Annotated in this window: 15 protein-coding genes, 1 tRNA gene and 1 pseudogene; 4 read left to right on the top strand and 13 right to left on the bottom strand. The window is 72.8% G+C overall.

Annotated features, from left to right (window positions below):
• Positions 1-14: 14 nt before the first annotated feature.
• The 5 genes from SOM35_RS01150 to SOM35_RS01130 form a co-directional block, all read right to left on the bottom strand.
• Positions 15-1,247, bottom strand: coding sequence for a CDP-glycerol glycerophosphotransferase family protein (locus tag SOM35_RS01150; protein WP_320514039.1), 1,233 nt, complete (start codon positions 1,245-1,247; stop codon positions 15-17).
• 95 nt (positions 1,248-1,342) lie between these two features.
• The gene (locus tag SOM35_RS01145) at positions 1,343-2,248 is read right to left on the bottom strand and encodes a glycosyltransferase family 2 protein (protein WP_320514038.1); all 906 of its coding nucleotides are present in this window, start codon (positions 2,246-2,248) and stop codon (positions 1,343-1,345) included.
• On the bottom strand, positions 2,248-3,096 hold the full coding sequence (locus SOM35_RS01140) for a CDP-alcohol phosphatidyltransferase family protein (RefSeq protein WP_320514036.1): 849 nt from the start codon (positions 3,094-3,096) through the stop codon (positions 2,248-2,250). Before SOM35_RS01140 ends, SOM35_RS01145 begins: the two co-directional genes overlap by 1 nt.
• A 5-nt stretch (positions 3,097-3,101) precedes the next feature.
• The gene (locus SOM35_RS01135) at positions 3,102-4,145 is read right to left on the bottom strand and encodes a glycosyltransferase family 2 protein (RefSeq protein ID WP_320514035.1); all 1,044 of its coding nucleotides are present in this window, start codon (positions 4,143-4,145) and stop codon (positions 3,102-3,104) included.
• Between the two features lie 174 nt (positions 4,146-4,319).
• On the bottom strand, positions 4,320-6,350 hold the full coding sequence (locus SOM35_RS01130) for a S1C family serine protease (protein WP_320514034.1): 2,031 nt from the start codon (positions 6,348-6,350) through the stop codon (positions 4,320-4,322).
• A gap of 260 nt (positions 6,351-6,610) precedes the next feature.
• Here SOM35_RS01130 and SOM35_RS01125 point away from each other — a divergent pair, with 260 nt between their 5' ends.
• A complete protein-coding gene (locus SOM35_RS01125) occupies positions 6,611-7,813 on the top strand; it encodes an aminotransferase class I/II-fold pyridoxal phosphate-dependent enzyme (RefSeq protein ID WP_320514032.1) in 1,203 nt (400 codons plus the stop codon).
• 46 nt (positions 7,814-7,859) lie between these two features.
• Here SOM35_RS01125 and SOM35_RS01120 read toward each other — a convergent pair whose 3' ends face one another.
• The 4 genes from SOM35_RS01120 to SOM35_RS01105 form a co-directional block, all read right to left on the bottom strand.
• A complete protein-coding gene (locus SOM35_RS01120; protein ID WP_320514031.1) occupies positions 7,860-8,675 on the bottom strand; it encodes a carbon-nitrogen hydrolase family protein in 816 nt (271 codons plus the stop codon).
• Between the two features lie 96 nt (positions 8,676-8,771).
• Positions 8,772-8,848 (bottom strand) — tRNA-Met (locus tag SOM35_RS01115).
• Between the two features lie 63 nt (positions 8,849-8,911).
• Complete coding sequence (locus SOM35_RS01110) at positions 8,912-11,947, bottom strand: UPF0182 family membrane protein (RefSeq protein WP_320514029.1); 3,036 nt, start codon at positions 11,945-11,947, stop codon at positions 8,912-8,914.
• A 194-nt stretch (positions 11,948-12,141) separates the two neighbouring features.
• Positions 12,142-13,251 carry a YlbL family protein gene (locus tag SOM35_RS01105; RefSeq protein WP_320514027.1) on the bottom strand — a complete coding sequence of 370 codons (1,110 nt, stop codon included), beginning with the start codon at positions 13,249-13,251 and terminating at the stop codon, positions 12,142-12,144.
• A 103-nt stretch (positions 13,252-13,354) separates the two neighbouring features.
• Here SOM35_RS01105 and SOM35_RS01100 point away from each other — a divergent pair, with 103 nt between their 5' ends.
• Together SOM35_RS01100 and SOM35_RS01095 are read left to right on the top strand one after the other, a co-directional pair.
• Positions 13,355-14,791, top strand: coding sequence for a zinc-dependent metalloprotease (locus SOM35_RS01100; protein ID WP_320514026.1), 1,437 nt, complete (start codon positions 13,355-13,357; stop codon positions 14,789-14,791).
• Positions 14,792-14,910: 119 nt separating this feature from the next.
• Positions 14,911-15,708: pseudogene (locus tag SOM35_RS01095) on the top strand (TOMM precursor leader peptide-binding protein); the annotation flags it as partial.
• On the opposite strand, the gene SOM35_RS01090 reads toward SOM35_RS01095, so the two are convergent.
• Positions 15,659-17,404, bottom strand: a complete 1,746-nt coding sequence (locus tag SOM35_RS01090) for an ATP-dependent helicase (RefSeq protein WP_320514024.1) — start codon at positions 17,402-17,404, stop codon at positions 15,659-15,661. The pseudogene SOM35_RS01095 and the gene SOM35_RS01090 overlap by 50 nt on opposite strands.
• Entirely contained in the window at positions 17,401-18,336 is a 936-nt protein-coding gene (gene nudC, locus SOM35_RS01085) for an NAD(+) diphosphatase (RefSeq protein WP_320514023.1), read from the bottom strand. The genes SOM35_RS01090 and nudC overlap by 4 nt, the downstream gene beginning before the upstream one ends.
• A gap of 81 nt (positions 18,337-18,417) precedes the next feature.
• Here nudC and SOM35_RS01080 point away from each other — a divergent pair, with 81 nt between their 5' ends.
• Entirely contained in the window at positions 18,418-19,416 is a 999-nt protein-coding gene (locus SOM35_RS01080) for a phosphotransferase (protein WP_111075724.1), read from the top strand.
• Between the two features lie 142 nt (positions 19,417-19,558).
• Here the strand turns inward: SOM35_RS01080 and SOM35_RS01075 are convergent, their stop codons facing one another.
• Together SOM35_RS01075 and SOM35_RS01070 are read right to left on the bottom strand one after the other, a co-directional pair.
• The gene (locus SOM35_RS01075; RefSeq protein ID WP_320514021.1) at positions 19,559-22,906 is read right to left on the bottom strand and encodes an ATP-dependent DNA helicase; all 3,348 of its coding nucleotides are present in this window, start codon (positions 22,904-22,906) and stop codon (positions 19,559-19,561) included.
• Entirely contained in the window at positions 22,903-26,079 is a 3,177-nt protein-coding gene (locus SOM35_RS01070; protein ID WP_320514020.1) for an ATP-dependent helicase, read from the bottom strand. The genes SOM35_RS01075 and SOM35_RS01070 overlap by 4 nt, the downstream gene beginning before the upstream one ends.
• Between the last annotated feature and the right edge of the window lie 118 nt (positions 26,080-26,197).

Here is a 26,197-nt window from a genome sequence, read left to right as displayed (position 1 = left end):
GCGCGGACCGACGGTCAGTCGGCCGAGCGTTCGCGGGCGACCTCGTGCCAGCGGGCGACCAACCGGTCGATCGCGTCGTGGAACCGAGCCGTGGCGACACCCGGCGTGGTGTCCCCGAAGTACCGCTGCACCCAGTGCCGCAGTCGGGCCAGTTCGTCGGCGTCCGTCACGGCCCGGTCCACCCGGGCCACGACGTCGCCGGCGTCCGCCGCCCGCAGCCAGTTGGCGTCCCCCAGGTAGCCGCGCTCGTCGACGTCCGCCTCGGGTGACACCGGACGGGTGACGATGAGCGGCTTGCCGACGGCCAGACGGTCGTAGATCATCGCGCTGATGTCGGTGATCGCGACGTCCGCCCCGGCGAGCTGCCAGCCCAGCGTCGGCCCGTCGTCGTACACGTGGTGCGCCGACGGGTCGGCGGCGTTCGCGGCCTCGATCGCGGCGACGATCCGCTGGTGTGCCGCCTTGTAGGCGGGGTCGAGCACCCCGCTGCGGGGGTGCGGCCGGTAGACCAGCCGGTGTCGCGGCGACGCCAGGACCTGCTCGGCGATGGTCGTGCCGTGGCTGGCGATCGACCCGTAGGCGGCCGCGGCACGGTCGCCCTCCCAGGTCGGCGCGTACAGCACGACGGTGCGTCCGTCGGCCGGGTACGGCGGCTCCCCGGCGAAGTGGTCCGCCTGCGGTCGGCCGATCGCGATGGTCCGGCCGTCCAGGTCGTAGTTCCAGAGCGCCTCGGCGAGCCGGTCCCGGGCGGCGTCCCCGGCGATCAGCGCGGTGTCGTAGGCCTTGAACTGGTTCGTCGTCATGTACATCTTGTCGCTCTCGCCGTGGTTGACGAAGACGTGCCACATCCGCCCGTACCGCATCATCTGGAAGTTGCGGGCGTTCTGGTTGACGTACAGCACCACCTTCGGCGCCTGCTCGGTGACGAAGCGCTCGAGGTCGACGACCTGGCGGGCGTAGACGACGGGGACGGGCGACTCGTCCGCCAGCGCCAGCATCGCGCCGGGGCTGCGGGACAGGATCGCCACCCCGCGGTGCTCGGCCAGGGCGGCGAGCGGCGCGTACCACTGGCGGATCTGGTACATGTTCACGGGGCCGTCGGCGAAGTAGACCGCGATCTCGATCGTGCCCGGCGCGGGCGTCGGGACCGACGGCAGTCGGCGGGCCAGCTGCGACCGCGTCTGGCGTGACCGCCACAGCCGGCCGGCGAGCCGGATCGCGGTTCGGGCGTCCTTGACGAGGGCCATGCTGTGCTCCTGGGCAGTGGTTCGGACAGGTCGTGCGGTGCGGACGGGACGTGTGCTGCGGACGGGAGGCGCGCCTCCTGTCCGTCTCGACACTCTCAGACGACGGGTGGGCGGCCCGCCAGCGTCATCCGACCGATCGTGAGCCAGCCCATCACGCGGACCGGTCCGCAGTCGGTGCGCCACCCCTCGGCGATGCCGCCGAACCAGGTCGCGAGCCGCCGGGGCGACCGCCACCAGCGCAGCACCTGGATCGTGGCCCAGCTGCCGACGTAGAGCGGCCGGAGCACGGCGGGCAGGTTGCGCCGCGCGAGCCACACCCGGTTCCTGGCGTTCAGACGGACGTACTCGCGGTGGCGTGCCGGGTCGATCGCCGGGTGGTTCGCGACGAGCTCCCCCGCGTACCAGGTCCGACGTCCGGCGTCCCAGACCCGCCAGGCGAGTTCGATGCCCTCGTGGGCGTAGAAGTACTCGGCTCCCCAGCCGCCGACCGCGCGCCAGACGTCCATCGGCAGGACGACGGCGCCCTCCCACACGGAGAACACCGGCGAGCTCTGCTCCGGGTCGCCCTTGCGGATCCGGGGCACCCAGCGGCGGGGGTTCGCCGAACCGGAGGGGTCGACCACCCGGGGCTGCACGAGGCCGAGCGACGGGTCGTGCTCGAACAGGGCGATCGCGTCGCGGAGGAACGTCGGCGACGGCACCGAGGCGTCGTCGTCGAGGAAGAACACGTAGTCGCCGACGACCTCGGCAGCACCGGCGTTCCGGCCGGCGGGGATGCCGAGGTTCTCCGGCAGCGCGAGCGCCCGGACACCGTCGGGCAGGCCGACCGGCTGCCACCCGTTGCCGACGCAGACCACGTCCAGGTCGACGCCCTGCTGCGCGAGCACGCTCTCGAGGCCACGGCGCAGGTCGTCGGGGCGGGTGCCTTGCGACAGGCTGACGACGGCGACGCGGGGTCGCTCGCGGTGCGGGACCGCGCCACGACGGCGGGTGCCGGGCATCACGCGCGGACCCGCTTCGACGACATGATCGCCAGGAAGTGCCCGGCCGTCGCCAGCACGGCGAGCGGCAGGAGCGCCCCGACCAGGATCCGATCCGCCAGCGGGTGGCCGATGACGAGCGCGAGCAGGGCGACGACGAACGTGATGATCGTCAGTTCGACCGAGTGGTACAGCCGGTGGAAGGGCAGGAAGCGGGCGACGCGTCGGAGCGTCGCGAGCCGCGCACCGGACGGGGCGGTGACCCCGTCGCGCCGGTCGGCGAGCTTCGCCATGCCGCCGTGGGCACGGGCGACGTGCACCATGTCGTTGAGCGCCTTGTTGAGCACGATCACCAGGCCGAGGGCGCAGCCGATCGTCGTCCACATCCAGTCGGCTCCGTGGATCGGCCAGGTCGCCGCCCGGACGCCGAGCGCGATCGGGATGAGTCCCTCGGTCGTGTAGTGCCCGACCTTGTCGAGGAAGATGCCGGCCGGCGAGCGGGTGCCGCGCCACCGGGCGACCTCTCCGTCGGAGCAGTCGACGAGCATCTGCAGCTGCCCGAGCACGAGCGCGAGCAGGGCGCCCCAGATGCCCGGGATCAGGAGGGCGGCCGCGGTGGACCAGCCGACCAGGATCATCAGGCCGGTGACCTGGTTCGCGCTGACCCGGGTGCGCAGCAGCAGCGACGTCAGGTACGGCGAGACGTCGCGCAGGTAGAGCGAGGCCGTCCAGTGCTCGGCGTTGGCGCGTGCCCGGACCTCGTCCGGCTGGGCCACCGCCCGCAGTTCGGCGATCGAGGTCGGTCGGGTGAACCCGCGGCCGTCCCGGGGGTCCGGTCCGCCGCCGTTCCCGAGGTCGTCATCGGCCATGTCGGTCACCGTCCCGTGTGCGTGGTCAGATCGGAGGTCCGTGTCAGGAACCCGATGATGAAGCCGACACCCCAGCCGACGTGGATGCACGGCAGGACGACGAGCAGCCACGCCCGCGTCGCCGGCACCGATCGCCGCGACACCGCGAGGGCACCGACGACGACGAAGAGCAGGTAGACCGCCGGCACCGCGAACCCGGTCATCGCCCACGCGAGCGGCGAACCGAGGACCGCCCCGACGGCACCGACGAGTCCGGCGACGAGCCCGAGGGCGACGGCCAGGACCATCAGCGGCGGGACGAAGTAGCGCAGGCCGTTGCCGGCCGGGAACCGGCGTGCCAGCTCACCGCGCCAGAGGCCGGTGGCCACGAACTGCCGGACCAGACGCTTCAGGCTCGGCCGCGGCCGGTAGGTGACGACGAGCTCCGGCGTGAACCAGACCGTGCCGCCCGTGGTGCGGAGGCGTCGGTTGAGCTCCCAGTCCTGGCCGCGCTTGATGCCCTCGTCGAAGAGCCCGACCGCGAACAGGCGCTCGCGTCGGAACACCCCGAGGTACGCGGTCTCGGCCGGGCCCGCCTGCCCACCGACGTGGTGCGGGGTCCCGCCCAGGCCGACGCGGCTGCCGTAGGCCAGGGCCACGGCCTGCTCGAACGGCGTCCGACCCTCGGCGCGCATGATGCCACCGACGTTGTCGGCGCCCGACTCCTGCAGGGTCCGGACGGCGATGCGCGTGTAGTCGGGCGGCAGGACGCTGTGTGCGTCGACCCGCACGACGATCGGGTGCTCGGAGGCCCGGATCGCGACGTTGAGACCGGCGGGCGTCGAGCCGACCGGGTTGTCGACCGCTCGGATCCGTGGGTCGGCGGCGCTCATCTCGGCGACGAGTTCGTTCGTGCCGTCGATCGACGGGCCGAGGGCCAGGATGACCTCGAACGGCCCGGCGTAGTCCTGCTCGAGCAGACTGCCCACCGCGGCGCGGACCTCGGTCACCTCGTTGAGGACCGGCATGACGTAGGAGACACCTGGCAGGGCCTGTCCGTCGTGCTGCATGTGATCCTCGGGGTCCGGCGGGCACGAGGCGACCCGTGGGGCCGCCCCGCAGAGCGGACCGAGCCTATCAAGCACCCGCGATGGGCACCTGGCCGCCCCCTGGAGCCGACCCCGGACGGACGGGAGGCCCGCCACCGGCTGGTTGCGGGCCTCCCGGTCATGCGGGTGGTCGGGTCACTTCGAGCTGTCGTAGGTCCCCAGCTTGACGTCGGCGGTCCGGGTCTCCCCGTTGCGGACGTAGGTGACCTGCGTCGTCGCACCACCGGCGAAGAAGCGGACCTGCGCGGTGAGGTCCGTCGCGTCCGCGATGGTGGCGTCACCGAGCTTGGTGACGACGTCGCCCTTCTGCAGCCCGGCGTCGGCGGCGGCGCCACCGGAGACGACCGACTTGATGAGCGCGCCGACCTGCGAGGCGTTGGCGTCCTCGGTGGCGTCACCGACCGACGCGCCGAGCAGACCGTGCGTGGCCTTGCCGTTGTCGACGATCTCAGATGCGACGCGCTTCACCAGGTTCGACGGGATCGAGAACCCGACACCGATGCTGCCCGACTGGGAGCTCGACGAGCTCGAGCTGCCGGCGCTGGCGATCGCGACGTTGATGCCGATGAGCCGGCCCTTGTCGTCGAGCAGCGCACCACCCGAGTTGCCGGGGTTGATCGACGCGTCGGTCTGGATCACCGGCAGGGACACGGTGGTGCCCGCCGAGGGGCTGCTGCCGTTGTCGCCGTTGCCCCAGAAGTCGAACGGGCCGTTGCCGTTGTTGCCCTGACCCTCGTTGGTGTCGCCGCCCGCGTTCGGGTCGCTCGAGGTGACCTGGATGCTGCGGTTCAGGGTCGAGACGATGCCGTCCGTGACCGTGTTCGACAGCCCCAGCGGAGCACCGATCGCCACGGCGGTGTCGCCGACGTTGAGCTTCGACGAATCGGCGAAGGACATCGGGGTGAGGTCCGGCGCGTCGATCTTGATGACCGCGAGGTCCACCGTCGGGTCGGTGCCGATGAGCTTGCCCTTGTAGACACGGCCGTTCGAGGTCGTCACCGAGATGGTGCCGCTCGAACTGTCACCGTCGAGCGTCACCACGTGGGTGTTCGTGACGATGTAGCCGTCCTTGTTGAGGATGACGCCGGAACCGGTGCCGGCTTCGCTGCTCGCCGAGACGTTGATCGTGACGACCGAGGGGGTGGCCTTCGCGGCGACCGCGGTGACGACCGTGGCGGAGTCGTAGTCGTTGACGGTCAGGTTGCCGCCGCTCTGCGAGGTGCCGCCGCCGCTCGAAGTGACGTTGCCGCCGGTCGCCGAGTCAGCTGCCCAGACGACACCACCACCGATGAGGCCGCCGACCAGCGCGATCGCCACGGCCGGCAGGATGAGCTTGTTGCGGCCGGAGCGCTCGCGGGTGGTGGTGCCGGTCGTGGCCGGGGCGCCGGAGAAGTAGTGGCCGTTCGCACGCTGCTGGTCGGCGGCGTCACCGAACGAGCTCGTCGACGACGGTGCCTGGTCGGCGGACGGCGTCGGGGCCGCGGCGCCGGAGTACTCGCCGTAGCGGGGGCGGTCCTGGCCGTACTGGCTCTGCTCGCCGTACTGGCCCTGCTGGCCGTACTGGCTCTGCTGGCCGTACTGCCCCTGGCCGTACTGGGCGGGCTGGCCGTACTGGGCGGGCTGGCCGTACTCGCCCTGGCCGTACTGGCCCTGCTGGCCGTACTGACCCTGGTCGTTCTGGCCCTGCTGGCCGTACTGCCCGTACCCCGAGTCCTGCCCGTACTGGCTCTGCTGCCCGTACTGCGCTGCCTGACCGTACTGGCCCTGCTGGCCGTACTGACCCTGCCCGTAGTGCGAGGTCTGGTCGTACTGCGAGGTCTGGCCGTACTGGGACGTCTGCCCGGACTGCGCGTCCTGGCCGTACTGGCCCTGCTGGCCGGACTGCCCCTGCTGCGAGTACTGGCCGTACTGGCCGTACTGCGCGGTCTCGGTCGCGTCGGCGTCGGTGGACGCCCCGGACCCGAACGTCGGGTACGGGGTCGTGTACTGCTCGGTGGGGTGGTCGGAGGCGGCGGTGTGTTCGCCCTCCGCTGCCGGAGTCGTCCCCACCACGTCCGTGTCGTCGGCGTGACGGTGCCCGTACTGGGTGCCGTTCGACTCGTCCGGACCGGTGGTCTCGTCGCGACGGTCGTCGTCGCCGTGCCCGTTGGGCGTGGTGTCGCTCATGTTGGACGTGCTCCTTTCAAGCTCCTGCAGTCTCCACCACCGACCTGGGCGGTCATGATGGCGCACCTGCGAGCTGGCCAAGCCGATCGTATGCGTCAGCTGTGTGCCCGGTCCGCACACGACGGACGAGGGCCGCTCGACGAACGGGGTCTGCACACGGCGGCGGCGACCGCCGGGGCCGGGACGGGGCGGACGCTAGGTTGGGGGCCAGCGTGCGCCGCGCCTCCCGGCCGGTGCCTCGACGTCGAGAGGGGTCGCTCATGCGGCAGACCGGTCCGTGGCTGCGAGCCGCTGAGGGCGCGATGCTCCTGGGACCCGACGGGGTGCCCGCGCCGACCGTCTTCGCCGAGATGAGCGCCCTGGCGGCGGCCACCGGAGCGATCAACCTGGGGCAGGGCTTCCCCGACGAGGACGGGCCCGCCGAGGTCCTGGACGCCGCGGTGGCGGCGATCCGCGCCGGTGCGAACCAGTACCCGCCGGGTCGGGGCACCCCGGACCTGCGCGCGGCCGTCGCCGAGCACCAGGCGCGCTGGTACGGCCTGGACGTCGATCCCGACCGGGAGGTCCTGGTCACCGCCGGCGCGACCGAGGCGTTGGCCGCCACCCTGCTCGCGCTCGTCGAGCCCGGTGACGAGGTCGTCACCTTCGAGCCGTTCTACGACGCTTACGGGGCCCTCATCCGGCTGGCCGGTGCGACGCACGTCACCGTGCCGCTGCGGGCCCCCGACTTCCTGCCCGACGAGGCCGACCTGCGCGCCGCGTTCTCCGACCGCACCCGAGTCGTGCTGGTGAACACACCGCACAACCCGACCGGCCGGGTGCTGCCGGTCGAGGTCCTCCGCACCGTGGTCGAGCTCGCCGAGCAGTTCGACGCGGTCATCGTCACCGACGAGGTCTACGAGCACCTGGCGTTCGCCGACACCCACGTCCCCCCGGTCACGCTCCCCGGGGCACGCGAGCGCACGGTCTCGATCTCGAGTGCCGGCAAGACCTTCAACACGACGGGGTGGAAGATCGGCTGGCTCACCGCTCCCCCGGCCCTGGTCGAGGCGATCACGACCGTCAAGCAGTACCTGACCTTCGTCAACGGGGCGCCGTTCCAGCCGGCGATCGCCACCGGACTCCGCCTGCCCGACGTCGTCTTCGCCGGGATCGCGGCGGACCTCGGGGCGAAGCAGGAGATCCTGGCCGCCGGGCTCGCGGCCGCCGGCTTCGACGTGCTGCGGCCGGACGCGGGCTACTTCGTCATCGCGGACGCGGCCCCCCTCGGGCACGAGGACGCCCGGGCGCTCTGCCTGGAGCTCCCACGACTGGCCGGCGTGGTGGGGGTGCCGGTGTCGGCGTTCGTCCGCCCGGACCACGTCGACGGGTACCGGTCGCTCATCCGGTTCGCCTTCTGCAAGCAGCGGTCGGTGCTCGAGGAGGCCGTGGCCCGGCTGGCAGGGCTCGCCACGGCGGTCTGAGCCGCGCGCAGGGCGGAGTGCGCGTCGTCTCCCGAGCGGGTGCGCCTCAGCCGCGCGGCTGGACGTCGTACCGGCGCAGGGACAGCGACGGGTTCACGGCCCGCACCCGCTCGGTGACGGCGGTGTCGACGGTCGTGACGAGCAATCCGGGCTCGGCCCCGAGCGCGGCGACCGCGGTCCCGGTGGGGTCGAGCGCGACCGTGCCGCCGATGCCGACGGGCGGCGCCTGCCCGACGCCGACGACCCACACGGTGTTCTCGATCGCCCGTGCGGTCAACAGCGTCCGCCAGTGGTGCTCTTTGCCCGGACCCCGGACCCACTCGGCCGGCAGCACCACCACGTCGGCAGCGCCGTGCTCGGGAGCGGCCAGGCGGCGGGTGACCTCCGGGAAGCGCAGGTCGTAGCAGGTCTCGAGGCCGACCCGGACGCCCGCGACCTCGACCACCGGCAGCTGTGCGGGATCGCCGGCCTCGATGCGGTCGGACTCCCGCGACCCGAACGCGTCGTAGAGGTGCACCTTGCGGTACGTGGTCAGCACCGAGCCGTCCGCACCGATCGCCACCAGGGTGTTCCGGAAGCGCTCCGCCGTCTCCCCCGTCTCGGCCACGCCGACGACCAGCGCGATGCCGGTGCTGCGGGCGATCCGACGGAGGCCGGTGACGAAGGACCCGTCGAGCGGCTGCGCTGCCGCGACGAAGCGGTCGTCGATCTCGGCCGTGAAGTACGAGGTGTACTCCGGCGTGACCAGGAGCTGTGCGCCCCGCTCCGCTGCGATCCGGGCAGCATCGGCCACGGAGCGGAGGTTCGCGGCGGTGTCGTCGACGGGGGCGAACTGGGCTGCCGCGATGGTCAGGGTCGTCACCGTGCCAGGCTAGCCGCGCTCGGCCCCGGAACGCGAAGCAGCCCGGGAACGCGAAGAAGCCCCGGTCCGTGAGGACCGGGGCTTCTCGTGTCGCGTTGGTTGCGGGGGCAGGATTTGAACCTACGACCTCTGGGTTATGAGCCCAGCGAGCTACCGAACTGCTCCACCCCGCGGCACATGGAAAACACTACACGGACCCGAGCGGGGTGCCAAATCGAGCACCCCGCTCGGCGTGTTCAGCCCTTCGAGGCGCCGCTGTTCTCGGCTGCGATGGCGGCCTCGATGGCCTGCTGCAGCTGCTTGTCGGCCTCGGCGGCACCCACCAGGTCGTTCTCGGCGTACGCCTGCTCGCGGGCCCGGAGCGCCTTGTCGGCGTCGGACAGCGCCTGCTGCACGTCCGGGTTGCTGCTGCCCGCGGACGAGCCGCCCGTGGAGCCTCCCGTGGCACCGCCGGTCGAGCTACCGCCGGTCGACGTACCCGATCCGGAGTCACCCGAGTCCGAACCGGATGCTGCCCCGGAGTCACCCGCGGCCGCACCGGAGTTGCCACCGAACAGCTTGTCGAGCGCCTGGTCGAGCGTGTCCTCGAACGCGATCTTGTCGCCGAAGGCCACCAGGACCTTCTGCAGCAGCGGGTACGAGCCGCTCGAGGTGGACTGCACGTACACCGGCTGGACGTAGAGGAACCCGCCACCCACCGGCAGGGTCAGCAGGTTGCCCTGCTTCACCGTGCTGTTGCCGCGTTTCAGGATGTTGAGCTCCTGCGACACGGTCGGGTCGGAGTTGAACAGGTTCTGCACCTGGGACGGACCCGGGATGCTGTCGGTCTTGGGGATCGTCAGCAGCGTGAGCTTGCCGTACCCCTCGCCCTTCTTGCCCTTGCCGGCCCCGCTGGCGTCCGACCCGACGGCCAGGTAGCCGGTCAGGACGTTGCGCGCGTTCGACGACGAGTTCTGCTTCGGGATGTACGTGCTGTACAGCGAGTACGCCGTCCCGGAGCCGGGGACCTTCATCGTCAGGTAGTACGGGTCCTGCTGGTCGGGGTTCGTCGCGGTGGTCTGCGTCCCCAGGGCGTTCGTCGTGGTCGTGTTCGTCCCCGAGCCGGAGCCGGCCGAGTCGGCGTCCCCCGCGCTCGTCGACGTCGAGGTCGGGTCCACCGGGGTCGTCCACGCGTCGTCGCCCGAGTAGAACGAGTTGGCGTTGGTGACGTGGTAGGTGCCGAGGATGCTCCGCTGGACCTTGAACAGGTCCGTCGGGTAGCGGACGTGCGCCAGCAGGTCGGCGCTCATCGAGGAGACCGGCTGCAGCGACGTCGGGAAGATCTTCTGCCAGGTCTTCAGCACCGGGTCGGTGGTGTCCCAGGCGTAGAGCGTGACCTTGCCGGTGTAGGCGTCGACGGTGGCCTTGACCGAGTTCCGGATGTAGTTCACCTGGTCGGTGCGGAAGCTGCCGGTGTCGGTGCCGTTGATGCTGTCCGTCATGCTCTGGCTCTGCGAGTACGGGTACGCGTTGCTCGTGGTGTACCCGTCGACGACCCACTGGATGCGGTTGTCGACGATCGCCGGGTAGGCGTCCTTGTCGAGCTTCAGGTACGGCGCGACCTTGCTGACGCGCTGCACCGGGTCACGGTCGTACAGGATCTGCGAGTCCGCGTTGACGGCGTTCGACAGCAGGATCTGCTCGGACTGGAACTTCGCCGCGTAGACTAGGCGGTTGAAGAAGTTGCCGATCTTCGGGCCACCGTCGGCCGCGTAGGTCGTGGTCGCGTTGCCGTCGTTGTCGTCGGACCCGGACGGGTAGTCCAGCTCGACGTCCTTGGTGCCCTTCGGCGCCCCGACGATCGAGTACGCGGGCGAGTTCTCGCCGAAGTACACGCGCGGCTGGTACTTGCCGAGGTCGCCGCCGGCCGGGATGCCCGACTCGATGAAGACCGGCTTGCCGTCGCTCGCACGCTGGTTGCCGTAGGCCGCGACGACGCCGTAGCCGTGGGTGTAGACGAACGTGCGGTTGTACTGCGTCGCCGACGAGCCCAGGCCGTCGAGGTCGATGTCGCGCACGGCCAGGACGGTGTCCTCGGTCTTGCCGTCGACCTGGTAGCGGTCGACGTCGAGCTGGTCCGGGAACTGGTAGTACTGCCGGTACTGCTGCAGCTGGCTGTACGTGTCCGCCACGATCTTCGGGTCGATGATGCGGATGTTCGCGGTGGTCTGGGCGTCCTCCGACAGGGCGCCCGAGGTCGCGGTGGTGGTCGCGTCGTAGTCGCGTTCCTTGACCCCGGCGACGTCGTAGGCGTCACGGGTGGCGTCGATGTTCCGCTGGATGAACGCCGACTCGAACGACCGCTCGCTCGGTGCGACCTGCAGGCGCTGGACGATCCACGGGTAGATGCCGCCGATGACGATCGCCGCGACCAGGAGCAGGCCGGTGCCGACGATCGAGATCCGCCAGCGGCCGATGACGGCGGTGACGATGAACAGGATCGCCACGATCGCGGCGATGCCGGCCATGATCTCGCGGCCCGGGATGGTCGCGTTCACCTCGGTGTACTGGGCACCGGTGATGAGCGAGTTGTCCTTGGTCAGCGCGGCGTACTGGTCGAGCCACAGGCTGGCGGCCTGCAGGGCGATGTAGAGGCCGGCCGTGACCGCGAGCTGGATGCGGGCGGCCCGCGAGATGCGGACCTCGCGCCCACCGAAGCGGAGCGCCCCGTACAGGTACGTGGCGGCCAGGGCGGCGAGGCCGGCGATCAGGACGACCGCGGACGAGTACGCCACGACGGCTCGCCAGAACGGGAGCTCGAAGACGTAGAACCCGATGTCGAGCCCGAACTGCGGGTCCGTCTTGCCGAAGGGGGTGCGGTTGAAGTACTCCAGCACCATGCTCCAGCGCGGCGCCGTCGCGAGCCCGGCGAAGACACCGAGCACCGCGGGGATGCCGAGCATGACGACGCGGCGCAGCGGTTCGATGACCTGCTGGTAGCGGTCGAGCTGCGAGTTGAGCTTCGCGTAGACGGGGCGGAACCGGAAGGCGAGCGTGATGCTCAGCCAGACCGGGACGGCCATCCCCAGGAACCCGGCGACGAACATCGCCGTCCCGGCGAGCCACCTGGTGGTGAGGACCCGCTCGAACCCGAGTTGCGTGAACCACGCGTAGTCGGTGTAGAGGCTGGCGAAGATGAAGAAGCCGATCACCAGTGCGGCCAGCACGATGATCGTGACCACGATCGGGACACGCGGCGAGCGCCGTCCCGCGGTGGACGAGGTGTTCGTCACTTGTTGTGCTCCAGACGTGTCGGACCGGCGGCGCCGGCAGGCCGAGCCGTCAGTGCGTCGATCCTATTCGCCCCGGCCGACAGTCAACCTGTGCTGCGTCTCAGGAATTCGGCTCGGGCCTCCAGACCGGCCGGGAGGCCCGTCCCCCGTCCGCCCCGTCACTCCCGTCGGACAGTGACCAGGCCGAGCAGCGCTCAGCGCGTGCAGCGCTCGAGTCCGGCGGTGCTGCGGCCGGCGGCGATCGTCTGCAGGTCGGTGACGGCCTGGGCGAGGGTGGAGACGGCGTAGACGTCGAGGCCGGCGGGCACGTGGCCGACGACCTCGTCGCAGTTCGTCTTCGGGGCGAGGAAGACCTTCGCGCCGGCGGCCTCGGCGCCGTAGAGCTTCTGGCGGATGCCACCGATGGGGCCGACCTCGCCGGCCGCGGTGATCGTGCCGGTGCCCGCGACGTGTTCGCCGCCGTTGAGCTTGCCCGGCGTGATCTCGTCGATGATCCCGAGCGCGAACATCATGCCGGCCGAGGGGCCGCCGACGTCCTGGAGCTTGATGTCGACGTCGAAGGGGAAGTCGTAGTGCTCGACGACGCCGACACCGATCAGCGCGGTGCCCTGCTCGGACCGGGGGGTCAGGGAGAGCTCCCGACTCGCGCCCCCGCGCTCCACCGTGACCGTCGCGGGCGACGAGGTGCCGTGCTTCGCGACGAGTTCGCGGAGCGTCGTCGCATCGGCGTTGGTGCGCAGCGACGTGCCGTCGAAGGCGGTGACGACGTCCCCGGTGCGGACCACGCCGTCGGCTGCGGAGCCGTCCTGGATGCTGCCGACCTCGAGTTCGGTCGGGATCCGGTACCCCTGGTGGATGAGCGCGGCGGCCACGGCGGACTGCTGGGAGTTCGTCATGTCGGCGGCGTCCTGCTTGTTGACCTGGTCGGTCGAGGTGCCGGGCGGGTAGATCGCGCTGGCCGGCACGACCGCCTGCGACTTCGTGAACAGGGCGCGGACGACGCTGGTCCACGAGGGCCGCTCGGTGGCGGTGCCCTGCACGCTGACGGTGAGCATGTCGAGCGCACCGGAGGTCGGGTACGTGCGGTGTCCGTCGATGTCGATGAGCTCGACGTCCTTCGCGTCCTTGCCCGTCCCCTGCCGCTGGGTGCCGATCGTGTTGAACACGGGTCCGGGCATCTCGATGACGTACGGGCTCGGCAGCACGCTCGCCACGAGTCCCAGCACGACGGCTCCGGCGACGAACACCCACCCGACGGTCCGCGAGCGCGAGCGACGACGGGGAGCGGGGGCGAAGAGGGTCACGCAGGGTCCTTCCGGAGGCTGTTCGCCCACGGCGCAGCCGTCCGGGCGGATGCCCGGGCCGGTCCCAGGTCCGGGCCCGCGGGCAGCGGTTAGCGTAGTCGGCATGCCTGATGAACCGCAGCCGGGGCCGGACGACGACTTCCAGGAGATGCTCCGCAAACTCCTGTCCGGCGAGGGGCAGATCGACCCGTCGCAGCTGGCCGGTGCCGCCGGCCTGCCGAACGACCCGGCCGCCGTCGCCGAACTCATGAGCCAACTCCAGCGCGCCGCGCAGACCGGCTCGGACGGCATCGACTTCACGGTGACCGCCGACCGCGCCGCCACCATCGCACGCGAGGGCGCCGAGCCGCTCGACCCCGCCACCGCCCAGGCGTCGACGCAGGCGTTCCAGGTCGCGGCCCTGTGGCTCGACGAGGTCACCACCGTCGCCGAACTCACCGCGACGCCGAGCGTCTACACCCGTGAACAGTGGGCGAAGGCGACGGCACCGGTGTGGTCGCAGATCGCCGAACCCGTGGCCTCGAGCATCGCCACGGCCCTGACCGAGGCGATCGACCAGCGTGCGCCCGAGGAGCTCAAGGCGATGCTGGGCGACGTCTCGAAGGCGATGCGCGGCGTCGGCGGAGCCCTCTTCGCGATCCAGCTCGGCCAGGTCGTCGGCCAGCTCGCGAAGGAGGTGGTGTCCGGTGGCGACGTCGGCATCCCGCTGCTCGACGAGCAGGTCGCCGCGCTGGTGCCGCAGAACGTCGCCGAGTTCGCCGACGGGCTCGACGTGCCGGTCGACGAGGTCCGCATCTACCTGGCGGTCCGCGAGCTCGCCCACGCGCGGCTGTTCCGCTCGGCCCGCTGGCTCCGACTGCACATCATCTCCTCGATCACCGAGTACGCGAAGGGCGTCCACATCCCGTTCGACCGGGTGGAGGAATCGCTCTCCGGCATCGACCCGACCGACCAGGAGCAGCTCCGCGACGCCCTGGCCTCCGGGGCGCTCATCCCGCCGCGGACACCCGAGCAGGACGCCGCCCTGGCCCGCCTCGAGACGATGCTCGCGCTGGTCGAGGGCTGGGTCGACACGGTCACGGCCGCCGCGACCGCACGCCTCCCCCGTGCCGGGGCGATCGCCGAGATGGTCCGCCGCCGCCGTGCCGCAGGCGGGCCGGCCGAGTCCGCGTTCGCGACGCTCGTCGGTCTGGAGCTCCGCCCCCGCCGACTGCGCGAGGCCGCCGCGATGTGGCAGCGCGTGACCGACGAGCTCGGTGCCGACCAGCGCGATGCACTGTGGGCCGCGTTCGACCTGGTGCCGGGCTCCGACGACATCGACGCACCGGAGTCGCTCGTCGCCCGGCTGCGGGACCCGTCGCAGTCCGCCGAGGACGACGCGTTCGACCGTGCGCTCGAGGACCTGCTCAACGACGCCACCGACGACCGTCCGCACGAGGACGAGTCCGGCGGGATCGACGAGGACCCCGGCGCCGACGGTCCGTCCGACGGCCCCGCGACCGGTCCGGCAGCTGGCCCGACCGGCGGTCCGCAGCAGTAGTCGTCCGGACGGGAGGCGCGCCCCGCCTCCCGTCCACACCCGCCGGCCCGCCCCGGGGTTGTCCACAGATCACGCCGTCCACCTCCGGCCGACACCGGTGATGCGCGAGCGTTGGCGACATGGGCATCCGCATCGATCCGACGCTCGAGTTCGTGTGGCGCGACCCGTGCACCGTGCAGCTCGGGGTCGACCCGCCGCGTGCCGTGGTACCGGTCCCGACCACGGCCGAGGAGCGGTTCCTCTGCGCGCTCCGACGCGAGACCGCACGCGACGTGATGGCCGGGCTGGCACGGAGCGTCGGCTGCGCACCGGCCGCGGCCGCCCGGGTCCTCGGCGACGCCGCCGCCGCGGTCGTCGACATGCTGCCGGAGCCCCTCGCCCGGGTCGAGGTCGCCGGCGTCGGGCCCCTCGCCGACGAACTCGACCGGATGCTCACCGGCGACGGCGTGACCGTCGTCCGGACGATCGCTCCGCGGGGCGGCCCGGTGCCCGAACCGGACCCACCGCCGGCGCTGGCCGTCCTCGTCGCCGACCACGTGACCGACCCGGTCGTCCGGTCCGCGTGGACCCGGCGGTCGGTGCCGCACCTGCCGGTCGTCGTCGGTGACGGCCGGGTCCGCGTCGGGCCGTTCCTCGTGCCGGGGGCCGGGCCGTGCCTCCAGTGCGTGGAGCTGGAACGGACCGACGCCGACCCGGCCTGGCCGGCGATCGCCGCGCAGGTGTGGGGACGACCGGCGGCGGCGCTGTCCCCGTGGCGTGCGGCCAGCCTGGCGGCCACCGTGGCCCGGACGGTCCTCGACCGGCTGCCGCTGGTCGTGCAGCGGCCGGACGCCGAGCAGCTGGTGTTCGACCGGGCCGACCTGTCGGTCACCCGGCGGTGGGTCGCTCCGCATCCGCGGTGTGCGTGCCGATCGCTGCCAGGAACCGACTCGCCACCCGGGGTCCGCCCCGTGACGAGCCCTGCGCCGACCACGTCATGGTCAGGGAACGACGGGCACGGGTGATGCCGACGTAGAACAGGCGGCGCTCTTCGTCGATGCCGTCGTCGGTGGTGGCGTACGAGATCGGCAGCAGCCCTTCGGCGACGCCGGCGAGCACCACGTGCGGCCACTCCAGGCCCTTCGACGAGTGCAGCGTCGCGAGGGTGACGGCGTCGAGCTCCGGCTCGTGGTGGGTGGCCGCGCGGTCGACCAGGTCCGCGGTGAACTGCTGCATCGTCGTGTCGGCGGGTGCGTTCTCGGCGAGCTGCATGATCGCCTGCAGCGCCTCCCACTGTTCGCGGACGGCGCCGGTGCCCTCGGGGGCGGTGCGGGTCCACCCGCTGATCTGCAGGACGAGCTCCACGCGGCGCAGCAGTTCGTCGTCGGTCTGCCGGACCGCCTCGCCGCGCATGTGGTGCACGGCGAGCTTGACCTCCGGCCGGTCGAAGAACCGCTTGCCGCCCTGCACCCGGTACGGGATCCCGTTGCGGGCGAGCGCCGACTCGATCGCGGCGGACTGCGCGCCGACGCGGAACAGCACCGCGCAGTCGCCGTACGCGGCACCGCCCGTGACGAGCTCGGCGATGCGTCGGGCGATGGTCGCCGCCTCGTCACCGTCGTGGACGCAGGGCAGCACGACCGGTTCGGGGCCGGGGGTGGTCTCCTGCGCGACGAGGTCCAGCGCCCCCGGCTGCCCGCGCATCAGGGCGTTGGCCGCGAGCACGACCTCCCGGGTGGACCGGTAGTTCCGTTCCAGCCGGAGCACCGACGCGCGCGGGAACTCCGAACCGAACCCGAGCAGGTAGCGACTCGAGGCACCGGTGAACGAGTAGATCGTCTGACTGGCGTCCCCGACGACGCACAGGTCGTCCCGTCCGCCGAGCCACGCCCGGAGCAGGTCGTGCTGCACGGGCGAGACGTCCTGGTACTCGTCCACCACGAAGAAGCGGTACTGCTGCCGCACGAAGGACGCCACCCGGGGCTCGGACTCCACCATGCCGAGCGTCAGCAGCAGCACGTCCTCGAAGTCCATCTGCCGACGGTCGTCCTTGAGCCGTTCGTAGGCGCGCATCAGGTCGACGACCCGCGACGGCGAGGTGTCCCGCGGCATGGTGCGCTCGGACGCCGCGGCCTCGTACTCGTCGTAGGTGAGGCGCTGCACCTTCCGCCACTCGACCTCGCCGGCCAGGTCGCGCAGCACCGGGGTGTCCACCCGTAGCCCGATCGTGTCGGCCGCGTGCGCGATCACCCGCCCCTTCGACTCCACCAGGCCGGGCGCATGGCCGCCGACGGTGTCCGGCCAGAAGTACCCGAGCTGCGACATCGCCGCCGCGTGGAAGGTCCGGGCCTGTACGGCTCCGGCGCCCAGGGCACGCAGCCGGGAGCGCAGCTCACCGGCGGCGCGGGTGGTGAAGGTCAGCGCCAGGACGTGGTTCGGCGAGTACGTGCCGGTGGCCACGCCGTACGCGATCCGGTGGGTGATCGCCCGGGTCTTGCCGGTGCCGGCGCCGGCCAGGACCGCGACCGGGCCGAGGAGCGTCCGGGCGACGGTGCGCTGCTCGGCGTCGAGCGCGGCGAGCAGCGCGTCCGGCGACGGGGTCGACGGGTCGACGGGTCCGGCTGTGGGGCTCACGGCAGGTCGAGCGGCCCGCCGTACCACTCCTCGATGATCACGCGGGCGATGGAGGTCCGGCCGGGCAGCAGCACCGTGTCGCCGGCCTGCTCGCGGATCTCGTCCCGCGAGAACCAGCGGACGTCGATGATCTCCACACCGTCCGGGCGGGCGGAGGAGGGGTCGCCGTCGACCGCGCGGGCTCGGAAGCCGACCATCAGCGACGCCGGGAACGGCCAGGGCTGCGAGCCGAGGTACTCGGGCTCCTCGATGGTGACGCCGGCTTCCTCGAAGACCTCGCGCCGGACGGCGTCCTCGAGGGACTCCCCCGGCTCGACGAACCCGGCGAGCAGCGAGTAGCGGTTCGCGTCCCAGGCGGCGTTCGAACCGAGCAGGATCCGGTCCTGCCCGTCGGTGATGCCGACGATGATCGCGGCGTCGGTGCGCGGGAAGTGCTGGTGGCCCTCGGGGTCGCGGCGGACCCAGCCGCCGACGGTGGACGCGGTCGGCGAACCGGTGCGCGGCGAGAACCCGTGCACGGCGTGCCAGTTCGCCATCGCCACGGCCTCGACCGCCAGGCCCTGGTCACGCGCGGAGAGCTCGGTGCCGAACATGCGGAGGTTCTCCCACGCGTCGGTGTCCGGCTCGATCCGGGCGGCCGCGGCGTCGTCGACGAGGGCCGCGACGAAGCGGGTGCCCGCCGGGGCGTCCGGGGCGTCGCTGACCGCGCGGCCGAGGTAGAGCAGGGTGGCGTCGTCCGGCACCTGGTCGGCGTCGACGAAGCGCAGCGTGCCGTCGGCGTTCCGCAGCATCGCGCCGCCGTGGACCGGCAGGAACCGGGTGGCCGGGTCGTCGCGCAGCACCCGCTCGAGGTCGGGCGTGGAACGGTGCTCCGCGTCGCGGTCGAGCTCGTTGCGGGCGAGCGGCAGCCGGGCGGCGAACTCCACGGTCACACGGATCTCCTGGTGGTCGACACGTCCCGGGTCAGCGTGGCGCGCACCGATCGGATGCGCCGCGGACCTACCCTGTTGGGCATGGCGGGATCGCAGTTCACTCTAGCCGCGTTGGCGACCACGGCCGTGCCCGGGCTGGTCCTGACCGGCACACGCACGCTCGGCTCGGTGGCCGGCGGCGACTACGAGTCGGCTGTCGTCCGCGACGCCGACGGCCGCTCCTCGGCGATCCGTCGTCCCCGGAACCAGCGCGCGGAAGCGCGCCAGTCCGCCGACCTCGTCGCGATCCGCGCCCTGAGCGCCGGGATCCGCACGCGCCTCCCGTTCGCCGTGCCGGAGTACCGCGGACAGGCGCCGATCGGGTCGACGCGCGCCATCCTGACGTCCTACGTCGAGGGCGCGCACCCCGCGCTCCGCGACCTGACCGACCGGCCCGAGCTGGCCACCAGCGTCGGTCGCGCGATCGCCGCACTGCACGCCCTGCCGACCAGCTTCGTGACCGACGCCGGCCTGCCGTCCCTGACGCCCTTCGAGGTGCTCCGCTCGGCCGTGTCCGTGATGGACCGCGCCGTCGCGACGAAGCTCGTGCCGGACGCACTGCAGGAACGCTGGGAGGGCGCCGCTCGCGACCAGCAGCTCTGGCAGTTCACGCCGACCGTCGTGCACGGCTCGCTCGGTCTCGACTCGGTCCTCGTCCAGGGGGACGACGTCACGGGCGTCCTCGGCTGGGGCGAACTGCGGCTCGGCGACCCGGCCAAGGACCTGGCGTGGGTGCTCGCCGGCCGCCGCGAGGCGTTCGACACCGTGCTCAGCGCCTACACCGCGGGCGGCGGCGGTCGTGACCGTCAGCTCGGACAGCGCGCCCGCGTGCACCACGAACTCGAGACCGCGCAGTGGCTGCTGCACGGCGTCCAGGTGAAGAGCACCGAGGTCGTCGACGACGCGGTCGCGATGATGCACCGGCTCGCCGAGGCCGTGCACGCCCCGACGGCCGCGCCGCTGCAGGCGGTGTCGCCGGAGACGATGGAGATCGGCGAGGTCGAGCAGCTGCTCTCCTCGACCGAGCGCCGCCACAGCTGACAGGCCGGCACGGCCGGGCCCGCGGGACACCGGTGTTCGTCCGATACATCGCGGGAACACGCGGCGCGTTCGACGAACACCGGTGTTCCGCGGAATCGACGCGTGCGCGCGGCGGCCCGCCGGCCGGGAGGCACGACCCGCGTCAGCCGATCGCCTCGCGCCAGGCGCGCTCGAGTCCGGCCCGGTCGAGCAGCGTCGACGGTCGGACCTCCAGGTCGTCGGCGACGAAGTAGAACACCGCGTCGACGTCCGTGATCGGCCGCCCGGTGAACTCGGCGTACGCGACCCGGTACAGCGCGAGCTGCAACTGCCGCCGGTCGAGGTCGTCGGCACCGCTCGGGGCCTTGCCGGTCTTCCAGTCGACGACCTCGATGCGACCGTCGATCTCGTACACGGCGTCGAGCTTGCAGACCACGCTGTGGCCGAGGAACGGGATGTGGATCTCGCGCTCGACCTCGACCGGGGTGAGCCCCGCCCACCGTGAGCGGGCGAAGGTGTCCTGGAAGTCGGCCAGCCGTCGGGCGTCGTCGTCACTGACCGGGACCTCGCCGGCCGCGGCCGGACCACCCTCGGTCGTCTCGTCGGGATCCAGGTCGAGCTCGCCGGCCCACGCGTCGAACCCGCCGTCCCAGCCGCCGAGCGCCGCCAGGGCCTCGCCGCGGGCGCGCTGCTCGACCCACTGGTGGAACAGCGTGCCGAGACGCGTCGCCCGGTAGGGGCGTTCCGGCATCGGTCGGCGCAACCGCTCGGCCACCTTGTCCGGCTCACCGAGGTAGTCCTTGAAGCCGGACGCCGGCACCCGGTGCGGGACGACGACCTGGTGCGCGGGCGACCGGGAGGCCCGACGTTCCGCGAGCAGCAGGTCGATGTCGGCGGCGTACCGTCCGGCGGCACCGGGGTTCGCGTTCCGGACCCGGTCCGCCGCGGCGAGCACCCGCGGCCCGCGGGAGCCGAAGGGCACGTGCGGCCAGGTCTGCGACGCTCCCTGGTCGCCGAGCGGGTTCGACTCGTGGGTCGTGCCGTCCGGGATCCGGTCCGCGGCGAGCACCCCGGCCTCGACCAGGTCGTGCAGGTACCGGCTCGGCGCGGTGGGCTTCACGCCGGTCGACCACGACGATCCGCTGACGAGCAGTTCGTGCTTCGACCGGGTCAGCGCGACGTAGGTCAGCCGACGTTCCTCGTCCTCGTTGCGCGCCTTGACCTCGTCCTTGAAGGCGTCGATCGCGTCGACGACGTCCTTCTGGGTCTCCTGTCCCCGCCAGGCCAGGCGTGGCAGCTCGTCGGCGTCACCGCGGAACTCGTACGGCAGCCGGCCGAAGCCGAGCCAGCCGGTCGAGCCCTCCTGCGGCCGGGCCGGCAGTCCGCCCTCGACCATCCGGGGCACGGCGACCGCGTCCCACTCGAGCCCCTTCGACCCGTGGATGGTGAGGATCTGGACGGTGCCGCCCTCGGGTTCCTCGGAGCGCGGCCCCATGTCGTCGCGGCGCGCAGCGGCGTCGATCCAGCCGAGGAAGGCGCCGAGGTCGGCCCGGTCGTCGGTCTGCACGAAGCCGCTCAGCTCGTCGACGAAGGCGTCGAGGTACGCGGAGCCGCCCTGCTCGTGCGCGCTGACCTCGATGTCGAGCCGCATCTCCTGCACCACGAGTGTGACGAAGTCGACCAGGTCGCCGCCGGCACGGGACCGCAACGAGGACAGCTGCGCACCGAGTGCCCGCATGCGCTCCCGGCCGGCCGGGCTGATCGCGTCGAGCGCCGAGTGGTCGTCGGGCGCGGTCGTGACGAAGTCGAGCGCGTCGACGACGGAACCGTGCTCCCCCGCGGCGACCGAGGCCCGGAACGCCGCGGTGACCTCGTCGTCGAGGCGTCGGTGCGTGTGGTCGCGGCCGAACAGCCAGCGGGCCAGGCCGTGCAGCGCGACGATGTCGGCCGCGCCGATCCGCCACCGTGCCCCGGCGAGCAGACGGATGAGGTCGTTGCCCGCGGCGGGGTCGTGCAGCACGCAGAGGCACGCCACCAGGTCGACGATCTCCGGCCGCTGCAGCAGGCCCCCGGTACCGAGCACGTGGTAGGGCACCGCCCGGGCACCGAGCGCCGCCGTGAACGCGGAGAGGTCCTTCCGGGCGCGGAGCAGCAGCGCCATCGACCCGCCGGGGTTCCGGGTCCGATGGTCGGCGAACCAGGCGGCCACCGCGTCGGCTTCTTCGGGCAGGGTCTCCGGGAACACCACGCCGACGGTCCCGCGGTCGGCGCCGGGGCGTGGTTCGAGGCGTTCCACCTGGACCTCGGACGCGCTCGAGAGCGGCTCGACGACGGCGTTCGCGGCGGCGAGCACGTCGATCGGGTTCCGCCAGCTGGTCGACAGGGCGTAGGTGACGACGGGATCGCCACCCGCATCGCCGAAGTCGGCCGGGAAGCGTGCGAGGTTCGCGGCGCTCGCCCCGCGGAAGCCGTAGATGGACTGGTGCGGGTCGCCGACCGCCATCACCGGGTGGTCGTGGAACAGCCGTGCCAGGAAGCGGGTCTGCACGACCGAGGTGTCCTGGTACTCGTCGAGCAGCACCACGGCGAACCGGGAGCGCAGGTCGTCGGCCACCCGCGGTGCTGCGTCCGCGGCGGCGAGCGCCAGGGCGATCTGGTCCGAGAACTCGACGAAGCCGCGGTCGACCTTCTGGCGGCGGAACTCCTCGACCAGGTCGGCGAGCGGTTCGAGGGACCCGATCGCGGCGACGGCGTCGGTGACGGCCCTGTAGGGCGTGCCGCGGCTGGACCCCGGCAGTTCGAGCAGGTCGCCGAAGTCGATCGCGAACCGGCGGAGGTCGGCCGGGTCGACGAGGTGCTCGGAGGCGGCCCCGGCGAGCGCGACGACCGCGGCGGTGATGGTGTCGACGTTCCGGTCGAGGCCCGCGAGCCGGTCGTCCCGTGCGGCGACGACGACCCGTCTGGCGAGCTGCCACGCCGAGGGTTCGGTGAGCACCTGGGACTCGCCGTCCCGCCCGACGAGCAGGGCGTTCTCGCGGAAGACGGCGTTCGCGAACGCGTTGTAGGTGGACACGGTGGGTGCGAGGAAGGCGTCGCCGGTCTCGATCAACCCGACGTCCTCGAGCGCGCCGATCCGGTCGTTGATGCGGACGCCGAGCTCACCGGCGGCCTTGCGGGTGAAGGTCAGACCGAGCACCTGGTCCGGCTGCACGAAGCCGTTCGCCAGCAGCCAGACGACCCGGGAGGCCATCGTCTCGGTCTTCCCGCTGCCGGCGCCCGCGACCACCAGGGCCGGGGCGAGCGGGGACTCGATGACGGCCCGCTGCTGCGCGGTCGGTCGGGGCTTGCCCAGGGCATCGGCGATCTCGTCGGCCCCGTACCGGCGGCGGGCCGGACGCTCGTCCGGCACCGCGCCTCCCGTCGGGGCGACGGTCGGGGCCGCAGCCGCAGCCGCAACCGCAGTCGTCACCGCGGACGCGGCGGTCTGGTCCACCGTGGTCTCGTCGCTCACCAGGTCACCTCGCCCACCACGTGGATGCGGCACTCGGTGCCGGTGCGGGCCCGGTCGCAGTGGTCGTCCACGTTCGCCAGGAACGTCCGCCCGGCCATGCCGCGTGCGACGGTGTGCAGGCGTTCGCGGTAGGCCTCGCGCGACTCCGGGTCGAGGGCCCGCTGCGTCCGCTCGGAGTACGCGTGCGCGCCCTTGGGGTTCTGCACGAAGACGAGTCGGGCGTCGGTGGTCTCCGCACCCTCCGGCACGCCCTCGACCGCTCCGTCCGCCACGGCGAGCTGGTACGCGGCGAGCTGCGGGTGTCCGGGCATGTCGTTCTTCTCGCTCGGCATGACGCGGCCGGTCTTCAGGTCGACGATGCTGATCCGGCCCTCGGAGTCGACCTCGATGCGGTCGATGCTCCCCCGCACCCGCGCCGGGCCGGTCACGAGGGCGAACGAGGCCTCGGCGCCGAGCACCCGTCGGCCGGCGCTGGCGAAGGTCCGCAGGTAGTCACTGAGCCCCTCGATCATCCGCCGGGTGCGGGCACGCTCACGGTCCGCGACCCACGGCGACTCGAAGGTCAGCTCGTCCCACCGTTCCTCGACCCGGTGCCACAGCGACTCGACGTCGACGTCGGTCGCGTGTTCCATCGCCTCGTGCACGATCGTCCCGATGCCCATCGCCGGGCTCGGGGCACCGCCGCCGAACGTCTGCGCGAACCAGTGCACCGGACACTCCTCGAACGTGCCGATCCGGGAGGGCGACACCGCCACCGTCGGCGGCACCGGCTCGGCGGCGGCCCCGTCCTCGTCCTCGCCGACGTCGGGCACGACCGGTTCCGCGTCGAGGTCGACCAGGGGCGCGTCGGTCGTCGGTTCCACGATGCCGTACCAGTCGTCGGGCGACGCACCGGGGACGTCCTCGGCCGCCAGACGGGCCAGCGCCGAGGCCGCCTCGTGGTCCCCGGTCGCCACCACCCGACGGCGCAGCGACCCGGCCAGCCCGCGCAACGACAGCGGGTGCGCAGACGTCTGCCGGTCCGGCGGCACCGGCACCAGCCGCACGAACGGCGACGGTGACTCGTCGTCGTTCGCGACGGTCGCGATCACCACCTGGGTCGTCGCGCGGGACACCGCCCGCACGAACAGCCGGAGCTCGTCACCGATCACCGCCGCCCGGTCGTCGGTGGGCGAGTGCGGGATCCCCGCCGCCGCCCGGACCAGCCCGTCCGGGTCGAGCAGGCTGCCGCGCACCCGCGTGTTCGGCCAGACGCCGTCCTGGAGGCCCGTGACCACCACGACGTCACACTCCAGCCCGACCGTGGCCGAGGGGGTCAGCACGCGGACCCGTCCGGCGGTCCGGTCCGGCCCGATCGAGTCCTCCGGCAGGTCGGCGCCGAGGAGGTCGTCGACGAACACCCGCGCCGGCGCGTCCGGAGTCCGCTCGACGAAGCGCTTCGCGGCGGTGAACAGCCCGACCACGGCGTCGAGGTGCCGGTCCGCCTCGGCCGCACCCACCCCGCCGGCGACGGACTGCGAGCGCCAGACCCCGGCCAGGCCGCTGCGTTCCCAGAGGCCCCAGAGGATCTCCTCGATGCTCGCCCCCGACTCGGCGTCCTGCCGGGCGGTCATGAAGCTCGTGGCCAGCCGCATCGCACGGCGGGCGAAGGCGGCGTCGATCGTGGCCAGGCGTTCCGGGGCGCCGAGCGCGTCGACGAGCAGCTCGTCAGCCGTCCGGGTGCCGCCGCCGGCCAGCTCTTCCCGGCGGAGCGCCAGCCGCAGCCGACGGATCGCCAGGGTGTCCAGCCCACCGAGCGGCCCGGTAGCGAACGACGTCGCCAGGTCGGCGTCGAGCGGGAGCACCCCGAGCGCGACGGCCGCCGCGTCGACCAGGGTCCGGGAAGCCGTGTCGTCCCGCGGGCGGGTCGGTGCGGCCCCGGCGGTCGCGGGGACCTCGGCCACCGAGAGCGCCCGGACCAGTTCGGGGATCGCGGCACCGCTGCGGGTGACGACGACCATGCGGTGCCACGGGACGCCGTCGAGCAGCCGGTGTTCGCGGAGACGTCTCGCCACGGCGGCCACCATCGCGGAACGGCTGGGGGCTTCCAGGTGCAGGACGGCGTCGGAGCGGCCACGGGCCTCCCGGGCGAGGGCCGCCCGCTGTCGACCGGCAGCCGCGGTGCCGATGCGCCCGGTGATGCCGGTGACGAGCGCGCGGATCGGGGCCGCGTGCCGGTGCACGGTGCCGAGGACGATCTCCTGGACGTGTGGGACGCCGAGCCGTGGCCCGAGGCGGCCGAGGACGTCCGGGACGCCGCCGCGGAAGGCGGAGGCGGCGATGTCCGGGTCCCCGAACGCGACGACCTGCACGCCGGAGCGGGCCAGGGCGCCGAGCAGGGCGATCTCGCCCTCGACGAGTTCCTGCACGTCGTCGACGACCACCAGACGGAGTGCGGCGACGGCGGGCGGCAGGTCCCCCCGGAGCACTGCCGCGGTGGCGAAGGCGACGAGTTCGGCGGCGTCGAGGCTGGTCGACCGGAAGGCGGTGACGGCCGCGCGGTACTCGTCGACGAAGTCGCCGACCGCTCGCCACTCGGGGTGTCCGGTGTCGTCGCCGAGCTCGCGCATGTCGTCGGGTTCGATGCCGGCGGCGACCGCCCGCATCATCAGGTCACGGAGCGCCGTGCGGAAGCCGGCCCGCTCGCGGACCACGTCGGTGATCGGCGCCGGCCAGTCCGGTCCGGTGCCGTCGAGTTCGTGCCCGTCCAGGAGGTCCGCGATGATCCGGTCCTGTTCGCCGCCGGTCAGCAGGGTCGGTGCCTCCTGCCCCTGGACCGAGGCCGCGTGCGCCACCACCTGGAAGGCGAGGGAGTTGACCGTGCGTGCGAGGGCGCCCGGCGTGACCCGGTCGACGGCGGCCGCCAGACGGTCGCGGAGTGCGGTCGCGGCGACACGCGCCGAGGTCAGCGCGAGGACGGTGCCGTGCCCGGAGGGGTCGATCGCGCCGGGGCGGGCGGACCGGTCGGCCACGAGCCGCGTCAACGTGCTCGTCTTGCCGGTCCCCGGAGCGCCGATGACCGCCGCGTGCACCCCGTCGGGCAGGGCGAGCACCGCCTGCTGCGCCGGGTCGTCGACCAGTGCGCGCGCGACCGAGCCGAGGTCCGGCGCGGGCGTCAGGGTGGTCGGTGGCACGGTCGTACGGTACCCACCGCAGCCGACATCCCGGGCCGCCCGCGCCGGGGTGCGGGCGCGGCCGTGCGCCCGCGGCGAACGCTCCGGGCCGCCCGGGGACGCTCGACTAGGGTGAGGT

Origin of the sequence: Curtobacterium sp. CFBP9011, assembly GCF_034045095.1 — a bacterium.
GTDB lineage: Bacteria > Actinomycetota > Actinomycetes > Actinomycetales > Microbacteriaceae > Curtobacterium.
This window is presented reverse-complemented; position numbering and strand designations above follow the sequence as displayed.

What these genes read in the sequence shown, in the direction of transcription:
- SOM35_RS01150 (WP_320514039.1), bottom strand. Translation starts at nt 1,247, where the DNA reads ATGGCCCTCGTCAAGGACGCCCGAACCGCGATCCGGCTCGCCGGCCGG.
- SOM35_RS01080 (WP_111075724.1), top strand. Translation starts at nt 18,418, where the DNA reads ATGGCGGGATCGCAGTTCACTCTAGCCGCGTTGGCGACCACGGCCGTG.
- SOM35_RS01100 (WP_320514026.1), top strand. Translation starts at nt 13,355, where the DNA reads ATGCCTGATGAACCGCAGCCGGGGCCGGACGACGACTTCCAGGAGATG.
- SOM35_RS01130 (WP_320514034.1), bottom strand. Translation starts at nt 6,350, where the DNA reads ATGAGCGACACCACGCCCAACGGGCACGGCGACGACGACCGTCGCGAC.
- SOM35_RS01125 (WP_320514032.1), top strand. Translation starts at nt 6,611, where the DNA reads ATGCGGCAGACCGGTCCGTGGCTGCGAGCCGCTGAGGGCGCGATGCTC.
- SOM35_RS01145 (WP_320514038.1), bottom strand. Translation starts at nt 2,248, where the DNA reads ATGCCCGGCACCCGCCGTCGTGGCGCGGTCCCGCACCGCGAGCGACCC.
- SOM35_RS01135 (WP_320514035.1), bottom strand. Translation starts at nt 4,145, where the DNA reads ATGCAGCACGACGGACAGGCCCTGCCAGGTGTCTCCTACGTCATGCCG.
- SOM35_RS01140 (WP_320514036.1), bottom strand. Translation starts at nt 3,096, where the DNA reads ATGGCCGATGACGACCTCGGGAACGGCGGCGGACCGGACCCCCGGGAC.